The following is a 19,209-nucleotide window of genomic DNA, read 5'->3' on the forward strand; positions in this document are numbered from 1 at the left end:
AAGGAAACCTGAAGGTTCCGTGCGGTTCTGTGGGCTTGCCTCGGTTGCGGGCTTGGCGCATATAGGCGTCAGAGCATTGCGAAAGGGACATTCATGACCATCGAGGCCCCCGAAACCCGGATCGTTCAGGCCTATCGCATTCCTTGCGACGGTGGCGGCGTGGCACTGGGCCACCCCCGCGTCTGGTTGCAGATCCCCGAAGATAAGGGGTTTGTCGAATGCCCCTACTGTGACGCAAAGCTCGTCCACAAGGATTTCGAAGGCAAGGTCTGAGACTGGCGCGCAAGGCTTGTCGGTTGTCATGGACGGCCTTTGCGATGTTGAACGTGGAGGTGCCGTCTTTCGGACCCGCCACGGGTGTGCCGGTCAGCCTTGAGGACTGCGAAAGTGCTGCGCTGCCAAACGAGATGTACCGTGCCAATGGCGCGGGCTAAGCGCAGACCCACAGCTTTTGATGGCATGCCAAGGGGGCCGCTTCCAGGGCACGTCCGGATCATGGATGTCACTTTTTCAGGTCGTAAGCTTCCTTTCAGGCACCCTCGATTTCCCGCTCTGCCGGGAGGTTCTGCAACGGGGTGATGCGCTGCGCACCGCATGGTTATTGCGACGGCGGGCATCAGGAGCCGTTGGGCAGGCGGAGCGTGAGGCGAGCGACGCAACTGGCAGAACGTGCGGTGATCTTCGGGCTGAAAACCAAGCTGCCGATTCAGAACATCGCGCCAAGGTGCTTGGCGGAAAGTCCCTGACCGGCCATTCCGCTCTGGCAGCGCAGCGCGTTGCATGGCACATCATGAACTGGACTTAGAGGAGCGCGCGCCATGGCTTTCGGCAAGGGTTGTCACCTGCATCTGATCGACGGATCGGCTTATATCTTTCGTGCGTTTCACGCGCTGCCGCCGCTGACGCGCAAATCCGACGGGCTGCCCATCGGGGCGGTCAGCGGGTTTTGCAACATGTTGCAGCGCTACGTAGAGGAAAACGCCGGCCCCGATGCGCCGACCCATGTGGCGGTGATCTTTGACAAGGGCTCGCACACCTTCCGCAACGACATGTACGACCAGTACAAGGCCAACCGAGAGGCCATGCCAGAGGATCTGCGCCCGCAGATCCCGCTGACCCGCACCGCGACCGAAGCGTTCAACATCGCCTGTAAGGAAATCGAAGGTTTCGAGGCCGACGACATAATGGCGACACTGGCCTGTCAGGCACGTCGCGCGGGGGGGCGTGTCACGATTCTGTCGTCCGACAAAGACCTGATGCAGCTTGTGGGTGACGGCGTCGAAATGCTTGACCCGATGAAGAACAAGCGCATCGACCGCGAGGGCGTCGAGGAAAAATTCGGCGTTGGGCCAGAACGTGTGGTGGACGTTCAGGCGCTGGCAGGGGATTCCGTCGACAACGTGCCGGGCGCCCCCGGCATCGGCATCAAGACAGCCGCGCTGTTGATCAACGAGTTCGGCTCGTTGGAGGAGCTGCTCGACCGTGCCGAAGAGATCAAGCAACCCAAACGGCGCCAGACCCTGATCGACAACCGCGCGCAGATTGAGCTGTCCAAGAAGCTGGTGCAGCTGGACGAAGGCATGGACCTGCCCTTCTCGCTGGACGACCTAGAGGTGCGTGATCCTGATCCCGAAATTCTGCTCGGGTTTCTCACCGATATGGAATTCCGCACCCTGACCAAACGTGTGGCCGACCGTTTGGGCGCAGAGGCGCCTGTCATCCCGGAAGCCACCGCCGCCGTGACAGAGGAGGCCGCGCCGGACTGGCCCGCCATCGACGTCGCGACCTACACCTGCGTGCGCGACCTCGAAACGCTGCACGCATGGATCGACCGCGCGCAGCAGGTCGGCACTGTCGCCGTGGACACGGAAACCACCGGCCTGAACGACATGCGCTGTGAACTGGTCGGTGTTTCGTTGGCGGTCGCACCGGGCGAGGCCTGCTACATCCCGCTCGCCCACCGGGCCGAGGGCGGGGACGACCTGTTCGGCGCCGACGATTTGGCCGATGGGCAGATCCGCATGCAGGCGGCGCTCGACGCGCTAAAGCCGCTGCTACAAGATCCGTCGGTCATGAAGATCGGCCAGAACATGAAATACGACGCTAAGGTGCTGAGCCGCTATGGCATCGAAATCGCGCCCATCGACGACACCATGCTGATGTCCTACGCCATGCACGCAGGCGAACACGGGCATGGCATGGACACGCTGGCGGAACGCTATCTTGCCCACACCTGTATTCCGATCAAGGACTTGCTCGGCTCCGGCAAGAGCATGATCACGTTTGACCGCGTGCCCATCGACAAGGCCACCGGCTATGCCGCCGAGGATGCGGACGTGACGCTGCGCCTTGCGCTGACCTTCAAGCCGCAGCTGCATCGGGCGGGCGTGACGCGGGTCTACGAGACAATGGAACGCCCACTGGTGCCTGTGCTCAAGCAGATGGAAATGACCGGCATTGCCGTGGACCGGGACGTTCTGTCGCGCATGTCCAACGCCTTCAGTCAGAAAATGGCCATGCTGGAGGAGGAGATTCACGACCTCGCAGGCGAAAAGTTCAACGTGGGCTCCCCCGCGCAGCTGGGGGAGATCCTGTTCGAAAAGATGAGCCTGCCCGGCGGCAAAAAAGGCAAGACGGGCAAGTATTCGACCCCCGCCGATGTGCTCGAAGACCTCGCCACCGAACACGATCTGCCTGGGCGCGTTCTGGACTGGCGGCAGCTGTCGAAACTCAAATCCACCTATACCGACGCCCTGCAGGAACACATCAACCCGGACACGGGGCGGGTGCATACGTCTTATTCCATCGCGGGCGCCAACACCGGCCGTCTGGCGTCGAACGACCCGAACCTGCAAAACATCCCCGTCCGCTCTGAGGAAGGCCGCCGCATCCGCGAAGCATTCGTCGCGCCGGAGGGCAAGACGCTGGTTTCCCTCGACTATTCTCAGATCGAGCTGCGTATCCTCGCCCATATGGCCGACATCGACGCGCTGAAGCAGGCCTTTCGCGACGGTCAGGACATCCACGCCATGACCGCGTCGGAAATGTTCAATGTCTCAATGGAGGATATGACCCCTGATATCCGCCGTCAGGCCAAGGCGATCAACTTTGGCGTGATCTACGGCATCTCGGGCTTTGGCCTTGCGCGCAACCTGCGCATTCCGCGCGCCGAGGCGCAGGGCTTTATCGACCGCTACTTCGAACGCTTCCCCGGCATCCGTAAGTACATGGATGACACCAAGGCCTTTGCCAAGGAACACAAGCGTGTCGAAACTCTGTTTGGGCGCCAGATCCATACGCCGGAGATTGCCGCCAAGGGTCCGCGTGCCGGCTTTGCCCAACGCGCCGCGATCAACGCCCCGATCCAGGGCACGGCGGCAGATATCATTCGCCGCGCCATGATCCGCATGCCCGATGCAATTGCCAAGCTGCCGGTGCGGATGCTGTTGCAGGTGCATGACGAACTGATCTTCGAGGTCGAAAACGGTGCAGTGGATGACCTGATTGGCGTGGCCAAGGGCGTAATGGAAAATGCCTGCGATCCGGTGGTCAAACTGGATGTGCCGCTGGTGGTGGATGCGGGGCAGGGCGCCAACTGGGCAGAGGCGCACTGAGGCCTCACGATGCCGTGCGGCATCTTCGCATCGCATGGTTCTCCGGCTATCCTCTGATCTGAACCGCAGGAGATCAGCCATGCAAACGCGCCGCACCTTCGTGACCACTGGCCTTGTCGCCCTTGGGACCGCCTTTCTCACCGGAGCCTCCGGGCTGATGGCGCCCGCCCGCGCCGCTGGCGTGGCGCCAACCCCGACCATGCGCGGTGGTGCGAACAACTACCGTCCCGGCGCGCCCCTCGTTGACCGCATTGGCAATGGTGGCTTTTGGATGACGGGCACTGTGCGACGCGCGGGTGACGGTGCCCCTTTGCCGGGCCAACGCATTCAGATCTGGGCGCACACCACGGAAGGGCACGAACGCGACCCACACAGCCACGGCGCAACGCTGACCGACGCCAATGGAGAGTTTCGACTGGAGATGCCGCAGATCGTGCCGGCCTTTGGTCAGGCGCATGGGCACCTCGCCTACGACAGCGCTGACTTCGAAACTGTATTTCTGCGTCCTGTAATGCGTAATCCCAAAGACACGACCTTGCGTGCCGACTTCGTTCTGCAACCGGCCTGAATGCAGCAGCGGTTTCTGATCTGGCTGGCCTTGATCACGGCCATTGGCGGGCCTTTGGTGGTGGCGGCCACCAGCCCGCTATTGGAGTGGCGCCAGCCGATCTACATCGTCGCAGGTTTGGCAGGTGTCCTGGCACTGGGCGCGTTACTGATGCAGCCTATGTTGCTGACAGGCGCGCTGCCCGGTGTAGTCCCGTCCCGCGCCAGACAGGTGCACCGCTGGATCGGCTGGGGGCTGATTGCTTGCGTCGTTCTTCATGTTGTCGGCCTGTGGATCACCAGCCCTCCGGATGTGGTAGACGCGCTGCTCTATAGGTCTGCGACGCCCTTCTCGGCATGGGGAGTGGCGGCCATGTGGGCGCTGCTGGCGGCGGCGCTGTTGACCCTCTGGCGCGACAGGTTGGGCCCTCGTGTGTTTCGCCCCGCCCACAGCGTGGCGGTCGTCCTGGTGGTCATCACCAGCATCCTGCATGCGGTGCGGGTCGACGGCACCATGGGCACAGCCTCCAAGTGGATGCTCTGCGCGCTGGTGCTTTGCGCCACCGCAAGCGCGCTGGTCAAACGCAAACCATGGCGGATGCTCAAGCGGCGCTAGCCCTGTTGCCCCTTTGGGGCCTGCACCAGCCCGTGGCCGACATCCAACACTGTCTGCCCCTCATGAATATTCATCCGTGTTGCGGTGCTGACGAGCCGCGCGGCCAGCGTCGCAGAGTTCGCATCCTCACCCTCCTCGCGCATGTGCTCCGCCCATAGCGCAGCCACCCCTGCCACATGCGCTGCCGCCATGGAGGTGCCGTTCAGCGTCCGCAGCCCGCCACCTACACCGGCAGAGACGATCCCGACCCCCGGCGCAATCACCGCTGGGCCAATATTGGAAAATACGGCCGGTTCCAGCCAATCCCCTTCCGTCCCGCAAGCCCCGATAGCCAGCACATGCCGTGCTGCCGCCGGGGCAGAGGGGCCGGTTTCAAACTCTGGCGAGATCACGCGCAGGCTGTCATTGCCGATCGCACCGATCAACAGAGGCCCTGCTTGCGCGCAGGACATCTCCATCATCAGCTCAAAGATCCGCAGGTTGCCGCGATAGGCGTTCACTGCCGCCGTATTGGCCTGCACCAGCGGGTAGCCTGCCGCTGTCAGCGCCTCCACCTGCGCGGCGATGTCAAAGCTCACGGCAAAGGCAATGATGTCGGCCCTTTGCGCCATTGCCCACAACACGGCTTGGAAAAACCCGCCTGTGCTTCCCAGTCCCTTGTCCGAAATCGCCTTGCCCACCAACAGCTTTTTCACCCCGCGCGCCACGCCGATCCGCGTGCCGTCGAGATCGCGCCCGATCATGGTCGCAGCCATATGGGTACCGTGCCCGTTGGCGTCACTGACACCGGTGCCGACAAAATCGCAGGTTTCCAGCGTTACACCGTTGAACGCCGGGTGGGTCTGGTCGATGCCTGTGTCCAGCAGTGCAAGCGTTACCCCTTTGCCCGACCGGTCTGTACGGTCCGCCCCCACCGCACGCAGGCCCCACCCCGGCTCCACATCATCGCTGCGCAGATCATCCAGCGGTTCGGGATTCACGATGCGGGTTGGCATGGCGGGCGCAATGGTCAGACAAGACCGGTCACGCACTATATCGCGCAAAGCCTCAGGGGACAGATCCAGCACGTCGATGACGGGATCTGCGGGCGCGTCCGGTGTCACAGGCGACACGCTGGAGGCCAGCGGCACAGCAGTCCGACGCCAATTGTCGGTCCTGTCACGCAGAACAATAAAGCGGGTCATCAATGCTCCGGACCAAAATACCTAATCCAAAGCTAACCGTGGCCCGACATGAGGCAAAGCTGGACCGCGTGAAATTCGCGTGAAATCGTCCGGCTCTGATGTGTTTGCGACAGGGAGCCCCCGTCGGGCATCTTCTCCGCATCGGGGGCCATTGTTTCAGGAGAGGCCGGCGGCCTCGAACAGCGTTTTTACGTCGGCCTCCGGACGTGGACCCATGTGGCTGATGACCTCGCTCGCCGCAATGGTGCCCATCTTGCCGCAGGTTTCCATGTCGTGGCCTTTGACCAAGGCGTAAAGGAACCCGGCAGCGAACTGATCGCCCGCGCCAGTGGCGTCCACCGGAACCACCTTTTTCACGGACACATCGGTGCGCACTCCATCGCGCAGGATGGTCACGCCATCGCCGGAGCGCGTGCAGACCACCAGCGGACAGATCGCGCCCACAGCAGCCAGATCCGCCTCCAGATCCCCGTTTTGATAGAGCGAACAGATCTCCGCCTCGTTGCCGATGACGAAATCCATCTCTTCTTCGATCAGCTTCAGGAAATCTGCGCGGTGCCGTTCCACGCAGAACGGGTCGGAAATGGCGATGCCGGCTATGCCACCGGCTGCCTTGCAGGCGCGTGCGGCTTTCATAAACGCCTGCTTGCCCTTGTCCTTGTCGAACAGATAGCCTTCGAGGAAAATCACTTCCGCCTCGGCGCAGACGTCCTCGTCCACATCGTCCGGACCCAGCTCCGAGGAAATGCCGAGGTAGGTGTTCATCGACCTCTCGCCATCCGGCGTCACAAAGATCATGCAGCGCGAGGTCGGCAGCTCCCCGCCGTCCACCGGCGTGTTCACAAAGGCGATGCCCTCGTTGGTCATGGCATCGGCGTAGAATTTGCCCAGTGTGTCATTCTTCACCCGGCCGATAAACGCGGTTTTCAGACCCAGCGCGCCTGCGCCCGCCACGGTGTTCGCCAGCGATCCGCCCGGCGTCTGCACCCGGTTTCCCATGGCCGCATACAGCGTCTCGCCGCGTTCCCGTTCGATCAGTTGCATGATGCCTTTCTCGATCCCCATATGGTCAAGAAAGCTGTCATCGGAGCGCGAAATCACGTCTACCACGGCGTTGCCGATCCCGGCGAGCTGGTATTTCTTCATTCGGTCTTGTCCTCGAATTGGCACAGGTCCTTGATGATACAGGCCCCGCATTTCGGTTTGCGTGCCACGCAAATGTAGCGACCGTGCAAGATCAGCCAGTGGTGTGCGTGTTGTTGAAAATCGACGGGGATATGATCTTCGATGGCGCGTTCGACAGCCACCACATCCTTGCCCGGACAGATGCCCGCCCGGTTGCCGACGCGAAAGATATGCGTATCCACCGCCTGCGCCGGGTAATTCCACCACATGTTCAGCACGACGTTTGCCGTCTTGCGCCCCACGCCCGGCAGGCTTTCCAAGGCGGCTCGCGAACAGGGCACCTCGGAGTTGTATTGCTCCACCAAAATCTTCGACAGTTTGATGACGTTCTTGGCCTTGTTGCGATACAGGCCAATCGACTTGATGTGTTCGATCACACCCTCTTCGCCCAGCGCGAGCATCTTTTCCGGCGTGTCCGCAATCTGGAACAGCTTGTCCGTCGCCTTGTTCACACCCGCATCTGTGGCTTGCGCCGAAAGCGCCACAGCCACCACCAGCGTGTAAGCGTTGACGTGGTTAAGCTCTCCCTGCGGTTCGGGTTCTGACGCTTGAAAGCGGGTGAACACCTCGCGCAGCGTGTGATAATCCATTTGCTTGGCCATGCGCGGGGTTCTGCCCGGTTTTGACAGGTCTGACAAGATAAGCGCACCCAATCTGAAATTGAAAAATCCGGCGAATATGATACGCTCCATTCATTGTTTCAGTACTTTTTGACCGGAGGGCGCGCCCATGGTTTGGCCTGTCCGACCTTGCTGCGTCGGAAAGAGACGGCATGCGAGTCGGTGGCATTGACGCGTTGACCGGGCGCAAGATCGCCCGGATTTGGCTGGGCGCGCGGCGCTTTAGGCGCAGGAAACGGGTCGCTTTGAAGCGCTGTGTGGGTATTCTTCCGGCAAAGGAGACGCGCCATGCCCAACGATGCCCCCGACCGCTACCACTATCACGTCATGGCCCGCGCGATCGAGGCGGTGGACCGGCTTGGCCCGAAGGCGACGCTGGATCAACTCGCAACTGAGATGTCCATGTCGCCGGCACATTTCCAGCGCATGTTCAGCCAGTGGGCCGGTGTCTCGCCCAAGCGGCTGCAGCAATATCTGACGCTTGGCCATGCCAAGGTGCTGCTGGCGGAGCGCTTCACCACGCTCGACACCGCGCACGCGTCTGGTTTGTCCGGCTCCAGTCGTCTGCACGATCTCTTTTTGCGGTGGGAGGCCATGAGCCCCGGCGACTTCGCCCGCGCGGGCGCGGGTCTGACCATCCGCTACGGCTGGTTCGACAGCCCCTTTGGCCCGGCCTTGGTCATGGGCACGGGCAAGGGCATCTGCGGCATAGGCTTCACCGCCGATTGTACCGAGGCAGAAGCAATGCACGATCTCAGCCGCCGATGGCCCGACGCGCACTATGTCGAGGACCCGGAGGCCCTGCGCCCTTGGGTCGCCAGCGCCTTTGGCGGGCAGCAGGGCGAGGTGCCGCTGTATCTCATCGGCGCGCCGTTCCAGATCAAGGTTTGGGAGGCTCTGATGCGCATCCCCTCCGGCCACGTGACCACCTATTCTGAGATTGCACAGGCCATCGGCGCGCCCAAGGCCGTGCGTGCTGTGGGCACCGCAGTGGGCCGGAACCCGATCAGCTACCTCATCCCCTGCCATCGCGCCCTGCGTAAATCCGGCGGGCTTGGCGGGTATCACTGGGGCCTGCCTGTAAAACGCGCGCTTCTGGCGTGGGAATCCGCGCGGATCGAGGCGTGAACCTGGCAATCAAAAGCTCCTGAGGGCCGCGACCGTCGAGTCGTCTGACCAGCCGCGCCAGTGTATCTGATTTAATTTGTCAACTTATCTTCAAACTTGTGCCGAACTGCTTTAGCCGGATCCGAAAGCTGGAAGGAGACGCCCACATGTCCGCTTCGGATCTACCCGCCGTTCTGCCTGACTACGCCGCCCGCGCGCAGGCCATGATGTCGGACGTCAATCGCGCGTACTTTCTGTCCGGTGCGGGAAACGAGGCCACCCTGCGTGCCAACGAAGCGGATCTCGCGGCGCTCACCCTTCGCCCCCGCGCTTTGCGCGATCTGCGCGGAGGGCATACGCAAACCACCTTGCTGGGTCGTAAGCTGCCGCACCCGATCCTCGTCGCGCCCTTTGCGTATCAATCGCTGCTCTCACCGGACGGCGAATGCGCCACAGCGCAGGGCGCAGAGGCGCAGCAGGCCACGATGATCCTCAGCGCGCAAAGCAGCGAACCCATGCAGGATGTGCGCGCCGCCGGTGGCACCTGCCGCTGGTTTCAGCTGTACTGGCAGGCCACGCTGGACGGCACGGTGACCCTTGCCAATCGCGCCGCCGACGCCGGGTTCGAGGCTTTGGTGCTTACTATTGACGCGCCAGTGAACGGCATCCGCGATGCGGAAATCCTAGCGGGCTTCCATCTGCCAGAGGGTGTCGCACCAGTGAACCTGACTGGCCTGCCGCATCCGCGCTTTGCCCCGTTGACACCGGGCGAGTCGATGATCTTTGACCGCATCGCCCACATTCTGCCCCGCTGGGAAGATGTGGCAGCCTTGTGTAGGTCCAGCCCGCTGCCGATCCTGATCAAAGGCGTGCTCTGCGCCGAGGATGCCCGCGCCGCCGTGGCCGCCGGCGCCGCCGGGGTGATCGTTTCGAACCACGGCGGGCGCGTTCTGGATGGGGCGCCGTCCAGCATCTCCGTCCTGCCAGAGGTCGTCGCAGCCGTCGGCGCAGATCTGCCCGTGCTGATGGACGGCGGCCTGCGACGCGGCGCGGATGTGTTCAAGGCACTCGCGCTGGGCGCACAGGCAGTTCTTATTGGCAGACCCGTCATCCACGGTCTGACCGTTGCCGGAGCCTTGGGCGTCAGCCATGTTCTGCGCCTGCTGCGCGATGAGCTGGAGGTCGCGATGGCCCTCACCGGCTGCCGCATGCTGGATGAGATCACCGCAGACCGCGTCGGCCCTACTTGAACGAATAGCGCAACGGCACCATCAAAGTGAACTCGGCACCTTCAAGGTGATTGGGCGGCGTGGGCAACTTGCCGATCGCGTCAAACACCTCCAGCGCCGCCTGATCCAGCACCGGCCAGCCGCTGCTTTTCTCCAATGTGCGGGCCAGCACTGCGCCGTACCGATCGACGGTAAACCGCACCAGCACCTCACCTTCGATCCGACGACTGCGCGCCAGCTTGGGATAGCGCTTGGCCTTGGATATGCGCACCACGATGTCTTTTTGCCATTCCGTCACCTGGGCCATCTGCTCGGCAGTCAGCCCTTCGTCCTGCGCCTGTGCTGTGTCCGACGTCTGATCGGCAGACACACCGGACACCGACGCCTGCGAGGCCGCACGGTCCTCCGCACCCATCTGGGTTTCGGCGTCGACCTTCTCCTCGTCATATTCCGTGGCGGTCTCGTGGGCAGTTTCCTCGACCTCCTCCACCGGATCGGGGGAGGCGACACCGAATTTCAGCTCATCATCCTCAACCTCGTAGGGGATTTGTTGCAAGGGCGGCTCGTCTGCAGCCTTGGCCGGATCCACAGCCTCGGCGCTTTCGGTCACTGTGGGTGCGGCCACCGACTCCGCCACCTCCGCGCTGTCTTCGCCAGCGTCCGACGGCGCGGTGATGATGTCGGACAAATCGAACAGGATTGCGCCCGTGGCCCCGACTTGCGCCTGCGCGGGCGGCTCCGTCGCGGGGGGCTGCGCCAGCATATGCGCCACGGGGGTCGCGTGCAGCCCCGCGCTGACGGCAAGCGCCAGTCCGGTCCAAGCCACGCCCCGCCAAAGGCCGCCGCCCGGTTGGTAGGTCAGGCTCATTCCGTAGCCTCCGCGCCGAGATCCTCCGGCGGGGCTGCGCTTTGGTCCAATCCCACGAGGCCGACCTTCAGATAGCCCTCGCCCCGCAGAACGTTCATGACGGAAATCAGCTCGCCATACGGCACTGATTTGTCTGCACGAATGTAGAGACGTGTATCGCGGTTCAAACTTGTGGCGATGCCAATCTCCATCGGCAGGCCCGCTGCGTCGGTTTCGATCTCACCGACGGCTAGCGACAGGTCCTCGGTGATGGTAACAAAGACAGGCTCTGACGGGCGCTGCGGGGCATCTGCCACAGCGACGGGCAACTCGACGGGGATGTCCACGGTGGACAGGGGCGCGGCCACCATAAAGATGATGAGCAGCACCAACATCACGTCGATAAAGGGCGTGATGTTGATGTCGTGGTTTTCCTCGAAGTCATCACTGTCGGAAAGACGTCCGGCCATGGTTCACTCCGCCGCCGCAGCAAGGGTCAGGTTGGGCGCCTCGTGCGGCGACAGGTCAAGATCGCGCGACAAGGTGCGTTCCACCAAGGCTGCTGCGTCGCCCAGCATGACTTTGTAGCCGCCCAGGCCCCGCGAAATCAGGTTGTAGAAGATCACCGCAGGGATCGCCGCCACAAGGCCGATGGCCGTGGCCAGCAGCGCCTCTGCGATGCCGGGGGCGACCACGGCGAGGTTTGTAGTGTTGCTTTCCGCGATGGAGACGAAGCTGTTCATGATGCCCCAAACGGTGCCGAACAGGCCAACGAAGGGCGCGGTCGATCCGATATTGGCCAAGATTCCGGTGCCTGCGCCCATGCGCCGGGCCGCGCCGACCTCGATCCGACCAAGGGTCGATCCAGTGCGCTCCTTGATGCCCGCATGCAGGGAGGGGGCCGAGCCGCTGCGATCCCACTCGTCCAGGGCGGCACGCGCCATGCGGCCGACAATGCCTTTGCCCTTGGCCATGCGTTTGGACAGACCTTGCAGGCTGCCGGCGCGGTCGAGGGTGCGGTACTGTCGTGCGATGGCCTGACGCCGCAGCGCCAGCGACACCATCTTTGCCGCAAAGATCGCCCATGTGACGACCGAGGCAAAAGCCAGCGACAGCATGACCCCTTTCACCACCCAATCGGCGGCCATGAACATGCCCACGGGCGACATGTGATCCTCTGCGCCATGCTCCAGCGCGGTCATCAGCGTGGCCTTCATCTGCGCATAATGGCCCCAGATGCCGGACCAAAGGTCCATCATGCCGGTCATGGTCTCAACGTCTTGCGCCATGGCGTAGGAGGGCAGCAGCGCCAGCCCTGTTGCGATAAGGATCGGTTTCATCAGCTGTCCGCCCACATGCGAATGAGGTTGTGATAGATGCCGGTCAGGCGAACGACTTCCGGATCGTCGGCGCCAGCGCGGGCCGCAAGGTCCTGAATGGTCTGGTCGAGGTCGAACAGGATCGTCCGGTGTTCGTTCGACCGGATCATGCTTTGCAGCCAGAAGAACGACGAGACACGCGCGCCGCGCGTCACCGGCGTCACCTCGTGCAGCGAGGTCGACGGGTACAGCACCATATGTCCGGCGGGAAGCTTCACCTCCTGCGTGCCGTAGTGATCCTCGACGACCAGCGTGCCGCCCTCGTAATCCTCCGGTTCGGACAGGAACAGTGTCATCGACAAATCCGTGCGCAGCCGTTCCTGCGTCAGCGGGTTGACCCGGATCGCATTGTCCACATGCATCCCGAATGTCTCGCCCACCTCGTAGCGATTGAACATCGGGGGCAGGATCTTGAGCGGCAGCGCCGCGGACAGGAACAAAGGCGCGGCGGAAATCGCCTGCAGGATCCGTTGCCCCAATGCCTGCGCCAGATCGCCGGTGGGCGGCAGCTGTTGATTATGCTTCACGCGAGCCGATTGCGCGCCGGCAGTCGTCTTGCCGTCGTCCCAATCCGCAGCGTCCAGCAGGTGGCGGAATTCGGCGACCTCGTCCTTGGTCAGAACGTCGGGAATGGTGATCAGCATGGGCTGCTCCTCGGTCTGGGCTTTGGAAACTGTGCCAGGAAAAGAGTGAAGGCAGGCGACCCGCTCGTCGCCTGCCTCCGAGGGACTGATCTCAAAGGATCAGAACTTCATGTCCACCGCAGCCCAGATCTCACGACCCGGCGCTATGTAGGTGAACGGCTCCCCGGAGCGATAGGCCGTGTCGTAGTAGGCCTCGTCACCCACGTTTTTGACACCAAACCGCACGTCCGCACGGTCGTTGATGTTGTAGGACCCCACCAGATCAAAGGACCAGTAGGACGGCAGGCTGTTGTCGTTCACTGCAAGAGACCCCAGCTTGACCTCGCCCTTCCAGTTGGACTGCACGCCCAGCATCAACTCATTGGTGACGTCATAGGTGGCCAGCAGGTTGAACTGTTGGTGCGCGATGGTCGCCACTTCTTTGCCCACGTCGTCGCTGCTGGCGCTTTCGAGGATCTCGCTTTCCATGAACACCGCGCCACCGTACAGGCCGACCCGGTCGACCTTGCCCGCAACGCCCAGCTCGATGCCGCGCAGACGGTATTCCAGTTCATCTGTCGTCACAGCGCTGGACCCACGGCCCTGCGTTTCCCGTGCGTTCTCCTTCGTGGTCTGGAACAACGCTGCGGTCAGCAGCAGGCCCGGCGTGACCTCGTATTTCGCACCCAGCTCAAAGGCCGTGTTGCGCTCTGGCTCAAGATCTTCGCCACCGGTGTCGAGACCACCGTAGAAACCGCCGCCCGCCGCGATCTCCGACCCCATCGGAGTGGTGGATGTGGAGGCCGCGCCATACAGCGTCAGCGCATCAGATGGTTTGTAAGTGACGCCAAGGTTGCCGTTCCACATGGTGTCGGTACGCGACAGCGTATCCCCACCGCTCGATTTACGTGAAATGTCGTAGTGATCGATACGCAGGCCGGCATCGACGCTCCACTGCTCGTTCAGGTCGATCCGATCCACAAAATAGGCGGAGATCGTCTTGACCTCGGTCTTGGTTGGGGTGTCCCGGCGCTCTGGCATATCACCGTTCCAGCAAACGCTGGTGTCGGGATCGACCACATCGACAGTACAGCCGCTTGTGCCCACCGGGAAATCCTCGGTCGAGCCAGGGTAGCTGTCGGCGCGCACCCACTCCTTTTGCAGCGTTACGCCGGTGACATAGCTATGGCCCAGTCCGCCCCAGTCGGCTTCGCCAGCCAGTTCCGTGGTGTTGGAATAGACATCGGTGATCTGGTATCGGGATTTGTCCCGGACGCCCGTTGTCCAGTCGTCGGGATCGTTGGACCCGTTCTCGTCTACCGAACCCGGCGCCGTCAGAATGTAGTCGTTGATCGTGCGCGCCGCGCGGAAGGTGTTGGTCAGGGTCAAGCCGCTGTCCATCTCCCACGTCAGGCGGCCTGTGGCCACGTTGCGGGTTGCTTCCTGGAAATCGCGGTCTTCGATGCCGTAGAATGTATCACGGTCGACACCGAATTCAGTCACCGGGCCTTTGTCGCCATTTGGCGCTCCGGTGGTGTAGGGCACGCCCCAGTCCGGCGTTCCGTCAAACTTGGTAAAGCTGTAGGAGCCATCCAAGGTCACATTGTCGGTCAGCTTGTATTTGATCGCGGCGGCCGCGCCATAGCGGTCATCCTCGACCCCGTCACGTCCGGCCACTTCGCCGTTCTGATACAGGCCGTTGAAACGCAGCTGGACGCGCTCGTTTGTGGCCATGTTCTGGTCGACTGTGGTGCGCAGCGTCCCGGCAGAGGTCGCCTCCACACTCAGATGCGTGAAATCCACGTCTTGCGGTTGCTTGGTGGCGATGTTGATGGTGCCGCCGGTGGCACCCCGCCCGCCGACCGACCCGGATGGGCCTTTCAGGATCTCGACCTGTTCGGTGTCGAATGTTTCGCGGACAGAGGTGCCGGGATCGCGCACGCCGTCCACGTAGACGTCGTTGTTCGCCTTGAACCCACGGATATAGATGTTGTCGCCAAAGGCATTGCCACCTTCACCAAAGCCAAGGCTGACGCCCGGTGTCTGGCGCGCGATTTCACGCACGGATGTTGTGTGCGTGGCCTCGAGCGTCTCTTTGGTGATGGCCGTGACCGTGCGCGGCATATCCGCGATATCGCCTTGCAGCTTGGAGTTGGTCAGCGTGTTGGCCTTGAACGGAGCATTGGGATCTGCGTTCGGGTTTGTGCCCGCGCGGGCCTGACGCGCGGCTTCTACGGCGGCGGCCTCGGCTGCGACCTGCGCTGCGGCTGCCGCTTCGGCGGCTTCCTGCTCGGCACAGACCGGTGTGCCCGCCAGGGCCGGGGTGCAAACCTGCGGCGCGGCGCGGCGTGCCGGTGCGGCAGCGGTGCGGCGCGGGGCAGAGGCCGCCGGGCGCGGTGCGGGTGTCGGTTCTTCGGCGGTTTGAATGTCCACGGTGGGCAGCAGGATGACGCTGTCAGCGTCAGCTGTGTCCTGCGCGGCCACCTGCGTACCCATCAGCGCCACTGCGCATGCGGCAGCTAGGGTCGTACGGCGGTCGGACGCGCGGTCCAACGGAGTCAAAGCGGTTTGCGTGCGGCACTGCGCACGTCGCCCACGAAGCGACTGTGTCATGTGACTGTCCCCAAATGAGATCGACCAGCAAGTCGAATCAAGATGTTATGGAAGAGCTGGCGATGGTCTCTTTCGAGGCACACTAGGCTGGCGCGTTTGGTGCGCCCTGATTGCCGAGTAAATTAATCAGGTACAGAATTTTCGTCGACGCTGTGGCAGAAATGCGCGTTAATGGTGTATCTGCGCAACACCTAAGGGTGGCCCCTTGGTTAACCCAGCATCCAAGCAGGCAGGCACTCTCATTTGTGGGTCAGATAGGCGTCAGAGACAAAGCCGCGCAGCCCCGGCGCTTGGTCCAGCGCAACATCACACCACCGTGTTGCCCCGGTGCGTTGGCAGTTGTGGACCCGGACAAGCGTGCCATTTGGCAGACCAACAATCACCAGGAACCCAGTTCCGGGCCCGGCGCGCATTTTCAACATATCGTCGGCGTCCACGCCTGAAACTTCCGCCAGATCACGCCAGGCGGCGTCTGCCGGACTGGACAGAACCGCGGCCATCATAGCGAGTCCCAAGGCGGTCGCCGTCACTTTGCGCATGCGTTTCTCCTGCTCGATTTTGTTTTTTTCCAGTCTATCCGGCACGGAGGATAAAGGAAACGATCAGAGACGTGATAACCGTGAAAAGGTTAAGTGCCTGTATGGTATAGGCATTTTTGCAAGAGGTCTGCAAAGTGGGCAATTTGCCGCCAAGGCGAGTACCTGAAGGGGTTTTTCACGGGAACCTAAGTCGCGGCTGTGGCATTAAGCGTGCAGGATAACAACGCGCCCGCGCAGGTGGGCCATTCAATTCACGACGAGAGGCACTGAGACACCATGATCCGCTCTTCCCTTATGCTTTCCACCATCGCCGCACTGGGCCTCAGCGCCTGCACCACCGGTAGTGTTGGCTTTGACCAAAACGACCCCAACCGCCAAGCCAAGACCGGCGCGCTGGTTGGTGCTGCCACAGGCGCCATCGCGGGCCGTCTGGCCGGTGGCGACGACAAGGGTGAGCGCAACCGCGCCACCGTGGCCGGTGCTCTGGTCGGTGCCGCTGCTGGTGCCGCAATTGGCAACCAGCTCGACAAGCAGGAAGCTGAACTGCGCCAGCAGCTTGGTAACCAGGTCGACATCCGCAACACCGGCGACCGCCTGATTGTGACCATGCCGCAGGATATCCTGTTCGCCACTGACAGCGCCACGCTGCAAGGCAATCTTACCGGCGACATCCGCGACGTGGGCCGCTCGATCCTGGCCTACCCGAACACCACCACCCAGGTCATCGGCCACACCGACTCGGACGGTGCCGCCGCGTATAACTTGAACCTGTCGCAACGCCGCGCGCAGGCTGTGGCAAACGTGCTGACCTCCGAAGGGGTGCCATCGGGCCGCATTCAGGTCATTGGCCGTGGCGAAGACCAGCCCATCGCGTCCAACCTGACGCCGGAAGGCAAGCGTCAGAACCGCCGCGTGGAAATCGTGATCCTGCCCAACACTTGATTGCGATAACAGACTAAAGGACGAGCGCCGTGGCCTTGCCGCGGCGCTTTTTCATTTAGATAGTCCTGAAGACCTTTTCAGGAGCATATCCTAATGAGCACCCTTTCCGTTGTCGGCCTGTGCGGATCTTTGCGCGCCGCCTCAACCAATCGTTTGTTGCTGAATGAAGCCGCGCGGCGCTTTGGCGAGGATGCGGCCTATACCGAAATCGATATCCTCTTTCCGCTGTATGATGAGGACACAGAAACGGGCCCTGGCATTCCCGATGCGGTTCAGCACGCTGCTGACATGATCGCCGGGGCGGATGCGGTGATTATTGCCACACCTGAGTACAACAAGGGCATCAGCGGCGCGTTGAAGAATGCGCTCGATTGGATCAGTCGGACGCAGGGCAACTGCTGGCGGGACAAGCCGGTGGCGCTGGTCTCAGCTGCGGCGGGTGCTGCGGGCGGGCCGCGGTCCCAGGCGATGACGCGCCTGTGTCTGACGGCGTTTCGCCCCACCTTGCTGCCGGGACCGGAGGTCATGATCGGCCAGACCGCGCAGCAGTGGGATGACAATGGGCGTCTGACCAACGAGATGGGCGTCAAGCTACTGAGCGAATTGATGGCCGACCTACGGAAGGTGGCAGAGGCGCGGGCATGAACTGCCATCTCCTTCGAGACCGAAGAGTGAAGCGCATATGGCAGAAGATCTTAGTTCACATCGTTGTGTGAGCCGGTGTGATGGATAGAGCCCGCGCAAGCACCTGTCGCGACGCCGCGTTCGTGACCTTGCAGGCTGAATTTTGGCAATACGGCGAGCTGTGTCTGCGAGAGATGCAAGACCTGCTTGCCGTAGTCACCCTGATCCAGAAGTGCCACAGTCCATATCGCCGGGCGTGGGTGAAGCCGAAACCGCCTGCTTTGATCCGACGCTGCGTTTGAAGGGCGAGGCGCTCTTTGGGCTAAATATGAAAAGACCCCGCTCACGATACTGTGGCGGGGTCTTTTCATGCGGGCTGCGGGCGATGTTCTGACCGTTTGGATTAGCAGCCGGTGCCGTGGATGACGACGCGGATGGTTTTCATCAGTACTTTCAAGTCAGTGATAAACGACAACTGAGACAGGTAGGCGCTGTCGAACTCTGCGCGCTCGGCAAAGCTGCTCTCGTTGCGCACTGAAGTCTGCCAAAAGCCGGTGATGCCGGGGCGGAGTGCGTAATAAGCGGTGCCGGGGTAGATGTCTTTTTGGTCCATCATCATCGGACGCGGACCTACGAGGGACATGTCGCCGATGAAAACGTTCCAAAGCTGTGGCAGTTCGTCAATAGAGCTCTTGCGGATCAGGCGACCGATGGGCGTGATGCGCGGATCGTGACGCAATTTTTGCGCGTGGTTCCATTCCATGCGAGCTGCCGGGTTTTCAGCCAAATGACGGGCCAGAAGGCGGTCGGCGTCGGGCACCATGGAGCGCAGTTTCCACATCCGGAAGGCGCGATCGTTCCGCCCGACGCGCAGCTGAGTGTAGAACGGGTTGTGACCGTCAAGTGCAACCAGCGCGGCGAAGAGCAGTGTCACCAAGATAATTGGCGGAGCGACAAACAATACAATAGCCATATCGAGCGCGCGTTTCATCGCGTGACGGTAAGGCGCGTAGCGCGGTGCGGCGAAGATCGTATCTTCGATCAGCGTCTCTATTACAGCTTGCGCCAGCGGCTGGCGAATATGCAGTGTCAAGATGACAATCCTTACTCATGCGCGACGGGCGGCAAATCTTCGCGAACGGATTTTTGAAGAAGCTCAGCAATGGTCCAGACACGCTGGTCCAATCATGCAGGGACGTATCGGCCCTACAGCTGTCATGTTCAAATTTCCGGGCACAACGCAGCAGACATACCCAAAGACTCCCGTAGTGGAAGCACCAACCCCCAAGTGCCGGAAATGTGGACCGTGGCAGAAGTGCGGCAGGTCCACTCGACAAGGCTCTTATGTCGCGCTGCCACAATTCCGTCAATAACGTCTCGAGTGCACACCTTTAGGTTGAAAGCTTCGTTATGTCACCAAGTTGACACTTCGTGAAGTAAGGTGAAATCAGCTCTTGGCTGGCGGTCTGCGAGGCGGCTTTGAGGGGTGTTTCCATGGCCGTTTCTCGGTTGGTCGAGATTGAAGAGGGGCTTTTTCTCGG

Annotated in this window: 18 protein-coding genes; 8 read left to right on the forward strand and 10 right to left on the reverse strand. The window is 62.1% G+C overall.

All coding sequences use genetic code 11. The features are described from left to right. Positions 1 to 93: 93 nt before the first annotated feature. From J4E08_RS05730 to J4E08_RS05745, 4 genes are all read left to right on the forward strand, one after another. Positions 94 to 273: a zinc-finger domain-containing protein gene (locus J4E08_RS05730; protein WP_183962588.1), complete on the forward strand. Its 180-nt coding sequence runs from the start codon at positions 94 to 96 to the stop codon at positions 271 to 273. A 545-nt stretch (positions 274 to 818) separates the two neighbouring features. Continuing rightward, on the forward strand, positions 819 to 3,614 hold the full coding sequence (gene polA / locus J4E08_RS05735; protein WP_349537661.1) for a DNA polymerase I: 2,796 nt from the start codon (positions 819 to 821) through the stop codon (positions 3,612 to 3,614). 79 nt (positions 3,615 to 3,693) lie between these two features. Beyond that, positions 3,694 to 4,182, forward strand: coding sequence for a twin-arginine translocation pathway signal (locus tag J4E08_RS05740; protein ID WP_502949245.1), 489 nt, complete (start codon positions 3,694 to 3,696; stop codon positions 4,180 to 4,182). After that, positions 4,183 to 4,776 carry a ferric reductase-like transmembrane domain-containing protein gene (locus J4E08_RS05745; RefSeq protein ID WP_349537662.1) on the forward strand — a complete coding sequence of 198 codons (594 nt, stop codon included), beginning with the start codon at positions 4,183 to 4,185 and terminating at the stop codon, positions 4,774 to 4,776. Here the strand turns inward: J4E08_RS05745 and J4E08_RS05750 are convergent. The 3 genes from J4E08_RS05750 to nth all read right to left on the reverse strand — a co-directional run bounded on the left by J4E08_RS05750 (position 4,773) and on the right by nth (position 7,747). Further along, positions 4,773 to 5,960: a S8 family serine peptidase gene (locus J4E08_RS05750; RefSeq protein WP_349537663.1), complete on the reverse strand. Its 1,188-nt coding sequence runs from the start codon at positions 5,958 to 5,960 to the stop codon at positions 4,773 to 4,775. The two genes, J4E08_RS05745 and J4E08_RS05750, sit on opposite strands and share 4 nt — an antisense overlap. Before the next feature lie 156 nt (positions 5,961 to 6,116). Further along, on the reverse strand, positions 6,117 to 7,106 hold the full coding sequence (locus tag J4E08_RS05755; RefSeq protein ID WP_349537664.1) for an adenosine kinase: 990 nt from the start codon (positions 7,104 to 7,106) through the stop codon (positions 6,117 to 6,119). After that, positions 7,103 to 7,747 (reverse strand): endonuclease III, encoded by a 645-nt coding sequence (gene nth, locus J4E08_RS05760; protein ID WP_183962594.1) that lies wholly within the window; start codon positions 7,745 to 7,747, stop codon positions 7,103 to 7,105. The genes J4E08_RS05755 and nth overlap by 4 nt, the downstream gene beginning before the upstream one ends. Before the next feature lie 306 nt (positions 7,748 to 8,053). Between nth and J4E08_RS05765 the strand changes: the two genes are divergently transcribed. Together J4E08_RS05765 and J4E08_RS05770 are read left to right on the forward strand one after the other, a co-directional pair. Next, entirely contained in the window at positions 8,054 to 8,893 is an 840-nt protein-coding gene (locus tag J4E08_RS05765) for a methylated-DNA--[protein]-cysteine S-methyltransferase (RefSeq protein WP_349537665.1), read from the forward strand. Between the two features lie 146 nt (positions 8,894 to 9,039). Then, positions 9,040 to 10,122 (forward strand): alpha-hydroxy acid oxidase, encoded by a 1,083-nt coding sequence (locus J4E08_RS05770; protein ID WP_349537666.1) that lies wholly within the window; start codon positions 9,040 to 9,042, stop codon positions 10,120 to 10,122. Here J4E08_RS05770 and J4E08_RS05775 read toward each other — a convergent pair. From J4E08_RS05775 to J4E08_RS05800, 6 genes are all read right to left on the reverse strand, one after another. Next, entirely contained in the window at positions 10,115 to 10,969 is an 855-nt protein-coding gene (locus J4E08_RS05775; protein ID WP_349537667.1) for an energy transducer TonB, read from the reverse strand. The two genes, J4E08_RS05770 and J4E08_RS05775, sit on opposite strands and share 8 nt — an antisense overlap. Further along, positions 10,966 to 11,418: a biopolymer transporter ExbD gene (locus J4E08_RS05780; protein ID WP_349537668.1), complete on the reverse strand. Its 453-nt coding sequence runs from the start codon at positions 11,416 to 11,418 to the stop codon at positions 10,966 to 10,968. The genes J4E08_RS05775 and J4E08_RS05780 overlap by 4 nt, the downstream gene beginning before the upstream one ends. Positions 11,419 to 11,421: 3 nt before the next feature. Further along, positions 11,422 to 12,288 carry a tonB-system energizer ExbB gene (gene exbB / locus J4E08_RS05785; RefSeq protein WP_349537669.1) on the reverse strand — a complete coding sequence of 289 codons (867 nt, stop codon included), beginning with the start codon at positions 12,286 to 12,288 and terminating at the stop codon, positions 11,422 to 11,424. Further along, positions 12,288 to 12,971: a Fe2+-dependent dioxygenase gene (locus J4E08_RS05790; RefSeq protein ID WP_349537670.1), complete on the reverse strand. Its 684-nt coding sequence runs from the start codon at positions 12,969 to 12,971 to the stop codon at positions 12,288 to 12,290. The genes exbB and J4E08_RS05790 overlap by 1 nt, the downstream gene beginning before the upstream one ends. 99 nt (positions 12,972 to 13,070) lie before the next feature. Further along, positions 13,071 to 15,563, reverse strand: a complete 2,493-nt coding sequence (locus J4E08_RS05795; RefSeq protein WP_349537671.1) for a TonB-dependent receptor — start codon at positions 15,561 to 15,563, stop codon at positions 13,071 to 13,073. A gap of 239 nt (positions 15,564 to 15,802) precedes the next feature. Continuing rightward, complete coding sequence (locus tag J4E08_RS05800) at positions 15,803 to 16,102, reverse strand: SH3 domain-containing protein (protein WP_349537672.1); 300 nt, start codon at positions 16,100 to 16,102, stop codon at positions 15,803 to 15,805. A 276-nt stretch (positions 16,103 to 16,378) separates the two neighbouring features. On the opposite strand from J4E08_RS05800, the gene J4E08_RS05805 reads away from it, so the two are divergent. Beyond that, positions 16,379 to 17,044 (forward strand): YiaD family glycine zipper/OmpA-like lipoprotein, encoded by a 666-nt coding sequence (locus J4E08_RS05805; RefSeq protein ID WP_349537673.1) that lies wholly within the window; start codon positions 16,379 to 16,381, stop codon positions 17,042 to 17,044. 93 nt (positions 17,045 to 17,137) lie between these two features. Beyond that, positions 17,138 to 17,689, forward strand: coding sequence for an NADPH-dependent FMN reductase (locus J4E08_RS05810; protein ID WP_349537674.1), 552 nt, complete (start codon positions 17,138 to 17,140; stop codon positions 17,687 to 17,689). A gap of 382 nt (positions 17,690 to 18,071) precedes the next feature. On the opposite strand, the gene J4E08_RS05815 is transcribed toward J4E08_RS05810, so the two are convergent. Continuing rightward, the gene (locus J4E08_RS05815) at positions 18,072 to 18,761 is read right to left on the reverse strand and encodes a sugar transferase (RefSeq protein ID WP_349537675.1); all 690 of its coding nucleotides are present in this window, start codon (positions 18,759 to 18,761) and stop codon (positions 18,072 to 18,074) included. Between the last annotated feature and the right edge of the window lie 448 nt (positions 18,762 to 19,209).

The organism is Sagittula sp. NFXS13 (assembly GCF_040148795.1).
Taxonomy (GTDB): domain Bacteria; phylum Pseudomonadota; class Alphaproteobacteria; order Rhodobacterales; family Rhodobacteraceae; genus Sagittula; species Sagittula marina.

What these genes read in the sequence shown, in the direction of transcription:
- J4E08_RS05730 (WP_183962588.1), top strand. Translation starts at nt 94, where the DNA reads ATGACCATCGAGGCCCCCGAAACCCGGATCGTTCAGGCCTATCGCATT.
- polA (WP_349537661.1), top strand. Translation starts at nt 819, where the DNA reads ATGGCTTTCGGCAAGGGTTGTCACCTGCATCTGATCGACGGATCGGCT.
- J4E08_RS05740 (WP_502949245.1), top strand. Translation starts at nt 3,694, where the DNA reads ATGCAAACGCGCCGCACCTTCGTGACCACTGGCCTTGTCGCCCTTGGG.
- J4E08_RS05745 (WP_349537662.1), top strand. Translation starts at nt 4,183, where the DNA reads ATGCAGCAGCGGTTTCTGATCTGGCTGGCCTTGATCACGGCCATTGGC.
- J4E08_RS05750 (WP_349537663.1), bottom strand. Translation starts at nt 5,960, where the DNA reads ATGACCCGCTTTATTGTTCTGCGTGACAGGACCGACAATTGGCGTCGG.
- J4E08_RS05755 (WP_349537664.1), bottom strand. Translation starts at nt 7,106, where the DNA reads ATGAAGAAATACCAGCTCGCCGGGATCGGCAACGCCGTGGTAGACGTG.
- nth (WP_183962594.1), bottom strand. Translation starts at nt 7,747, where the DNA reads ATGGCCAAGCAAATGGATTATCACACGCTGCGCGAGGTGTTCACCCGC.
- J4E08_RS05765 (WP_349537665.1), top strand. Translation starts at nt 8,054, where the DNA reads ATGCCCAACGATGCCCCCGACCGCTACCACTATCACGTCATGGCCCGC.
- J4E08_RS05770 (WP_349537666.1), top strand. Translation starts at nt 9,040, where the DNA reads ATGTCCGCTTCGGATCTACCCGCCGTTCTGCCTGACTACGCCGCCCGC.
- J4E08_RS05775 (WP_349537667.1), bottom strand. Translation starts at nt 10,969, where the DNA reads ATGAGCCTGACCTACCAACCGGGCGGCGGCCTTTGGCGGGGCGTGGCT.
- J4E08_RS05780 (WP_349537668.1), bottom strand. Translation starts at nt 11,418, where the DNA reads ATGGCCGGACGTCTTTCCGACAGTGATGACTTCGAGGAAAACCACGAC.
- exbB (WP_349537669.1), bottom strand. Translation starts at nt 12,288, where the DNA reads ATGAAACCGATCCTTATCGCAACAGGGCTGGCGCTGCTGCCCTCCTAC.
- J4E08_RS05790 (WP_349537670.1), bottom strand. Translation starts at nt 12,971, where the DNA reads ATGCTGATCACCATTCCCGACGTTCTGACCAAGGACGAGGTCGCCGAA.
- J4E08_RS05795 (WP_349537671.1), bottom strand. Translation starts at nt 15,563, where the DNA reads ATGACACAGTCGCTTCGTGGGCGACGTGCGCAGTGCCGCACGCAAACC.
- J4E08_RS05800 (WP_349537672.1), bottom strand. Translation starts at nt 16,102, where the DNA reads ATGCGCAAAGTGACGGCGACCGCCTTGGGACTCGCTATGATGGCCGCG.
- J4E08_RS05805 (WP_349537673.1), top strand. Translation starts at nt 16,379, where the DNA reads ATGATCCGCTCTTCCCTTATGCTTTCCACCATCGCCGCACTGGGCCTC.
- J4E08_RS05810 (WP_349537674.1), top strand. Translation starts at nt 17,138, where the DNA reads ATGAGCACCCTTTCCGTTGTCGGCCTGTGCGGATCTTTGCGCGCCGCC.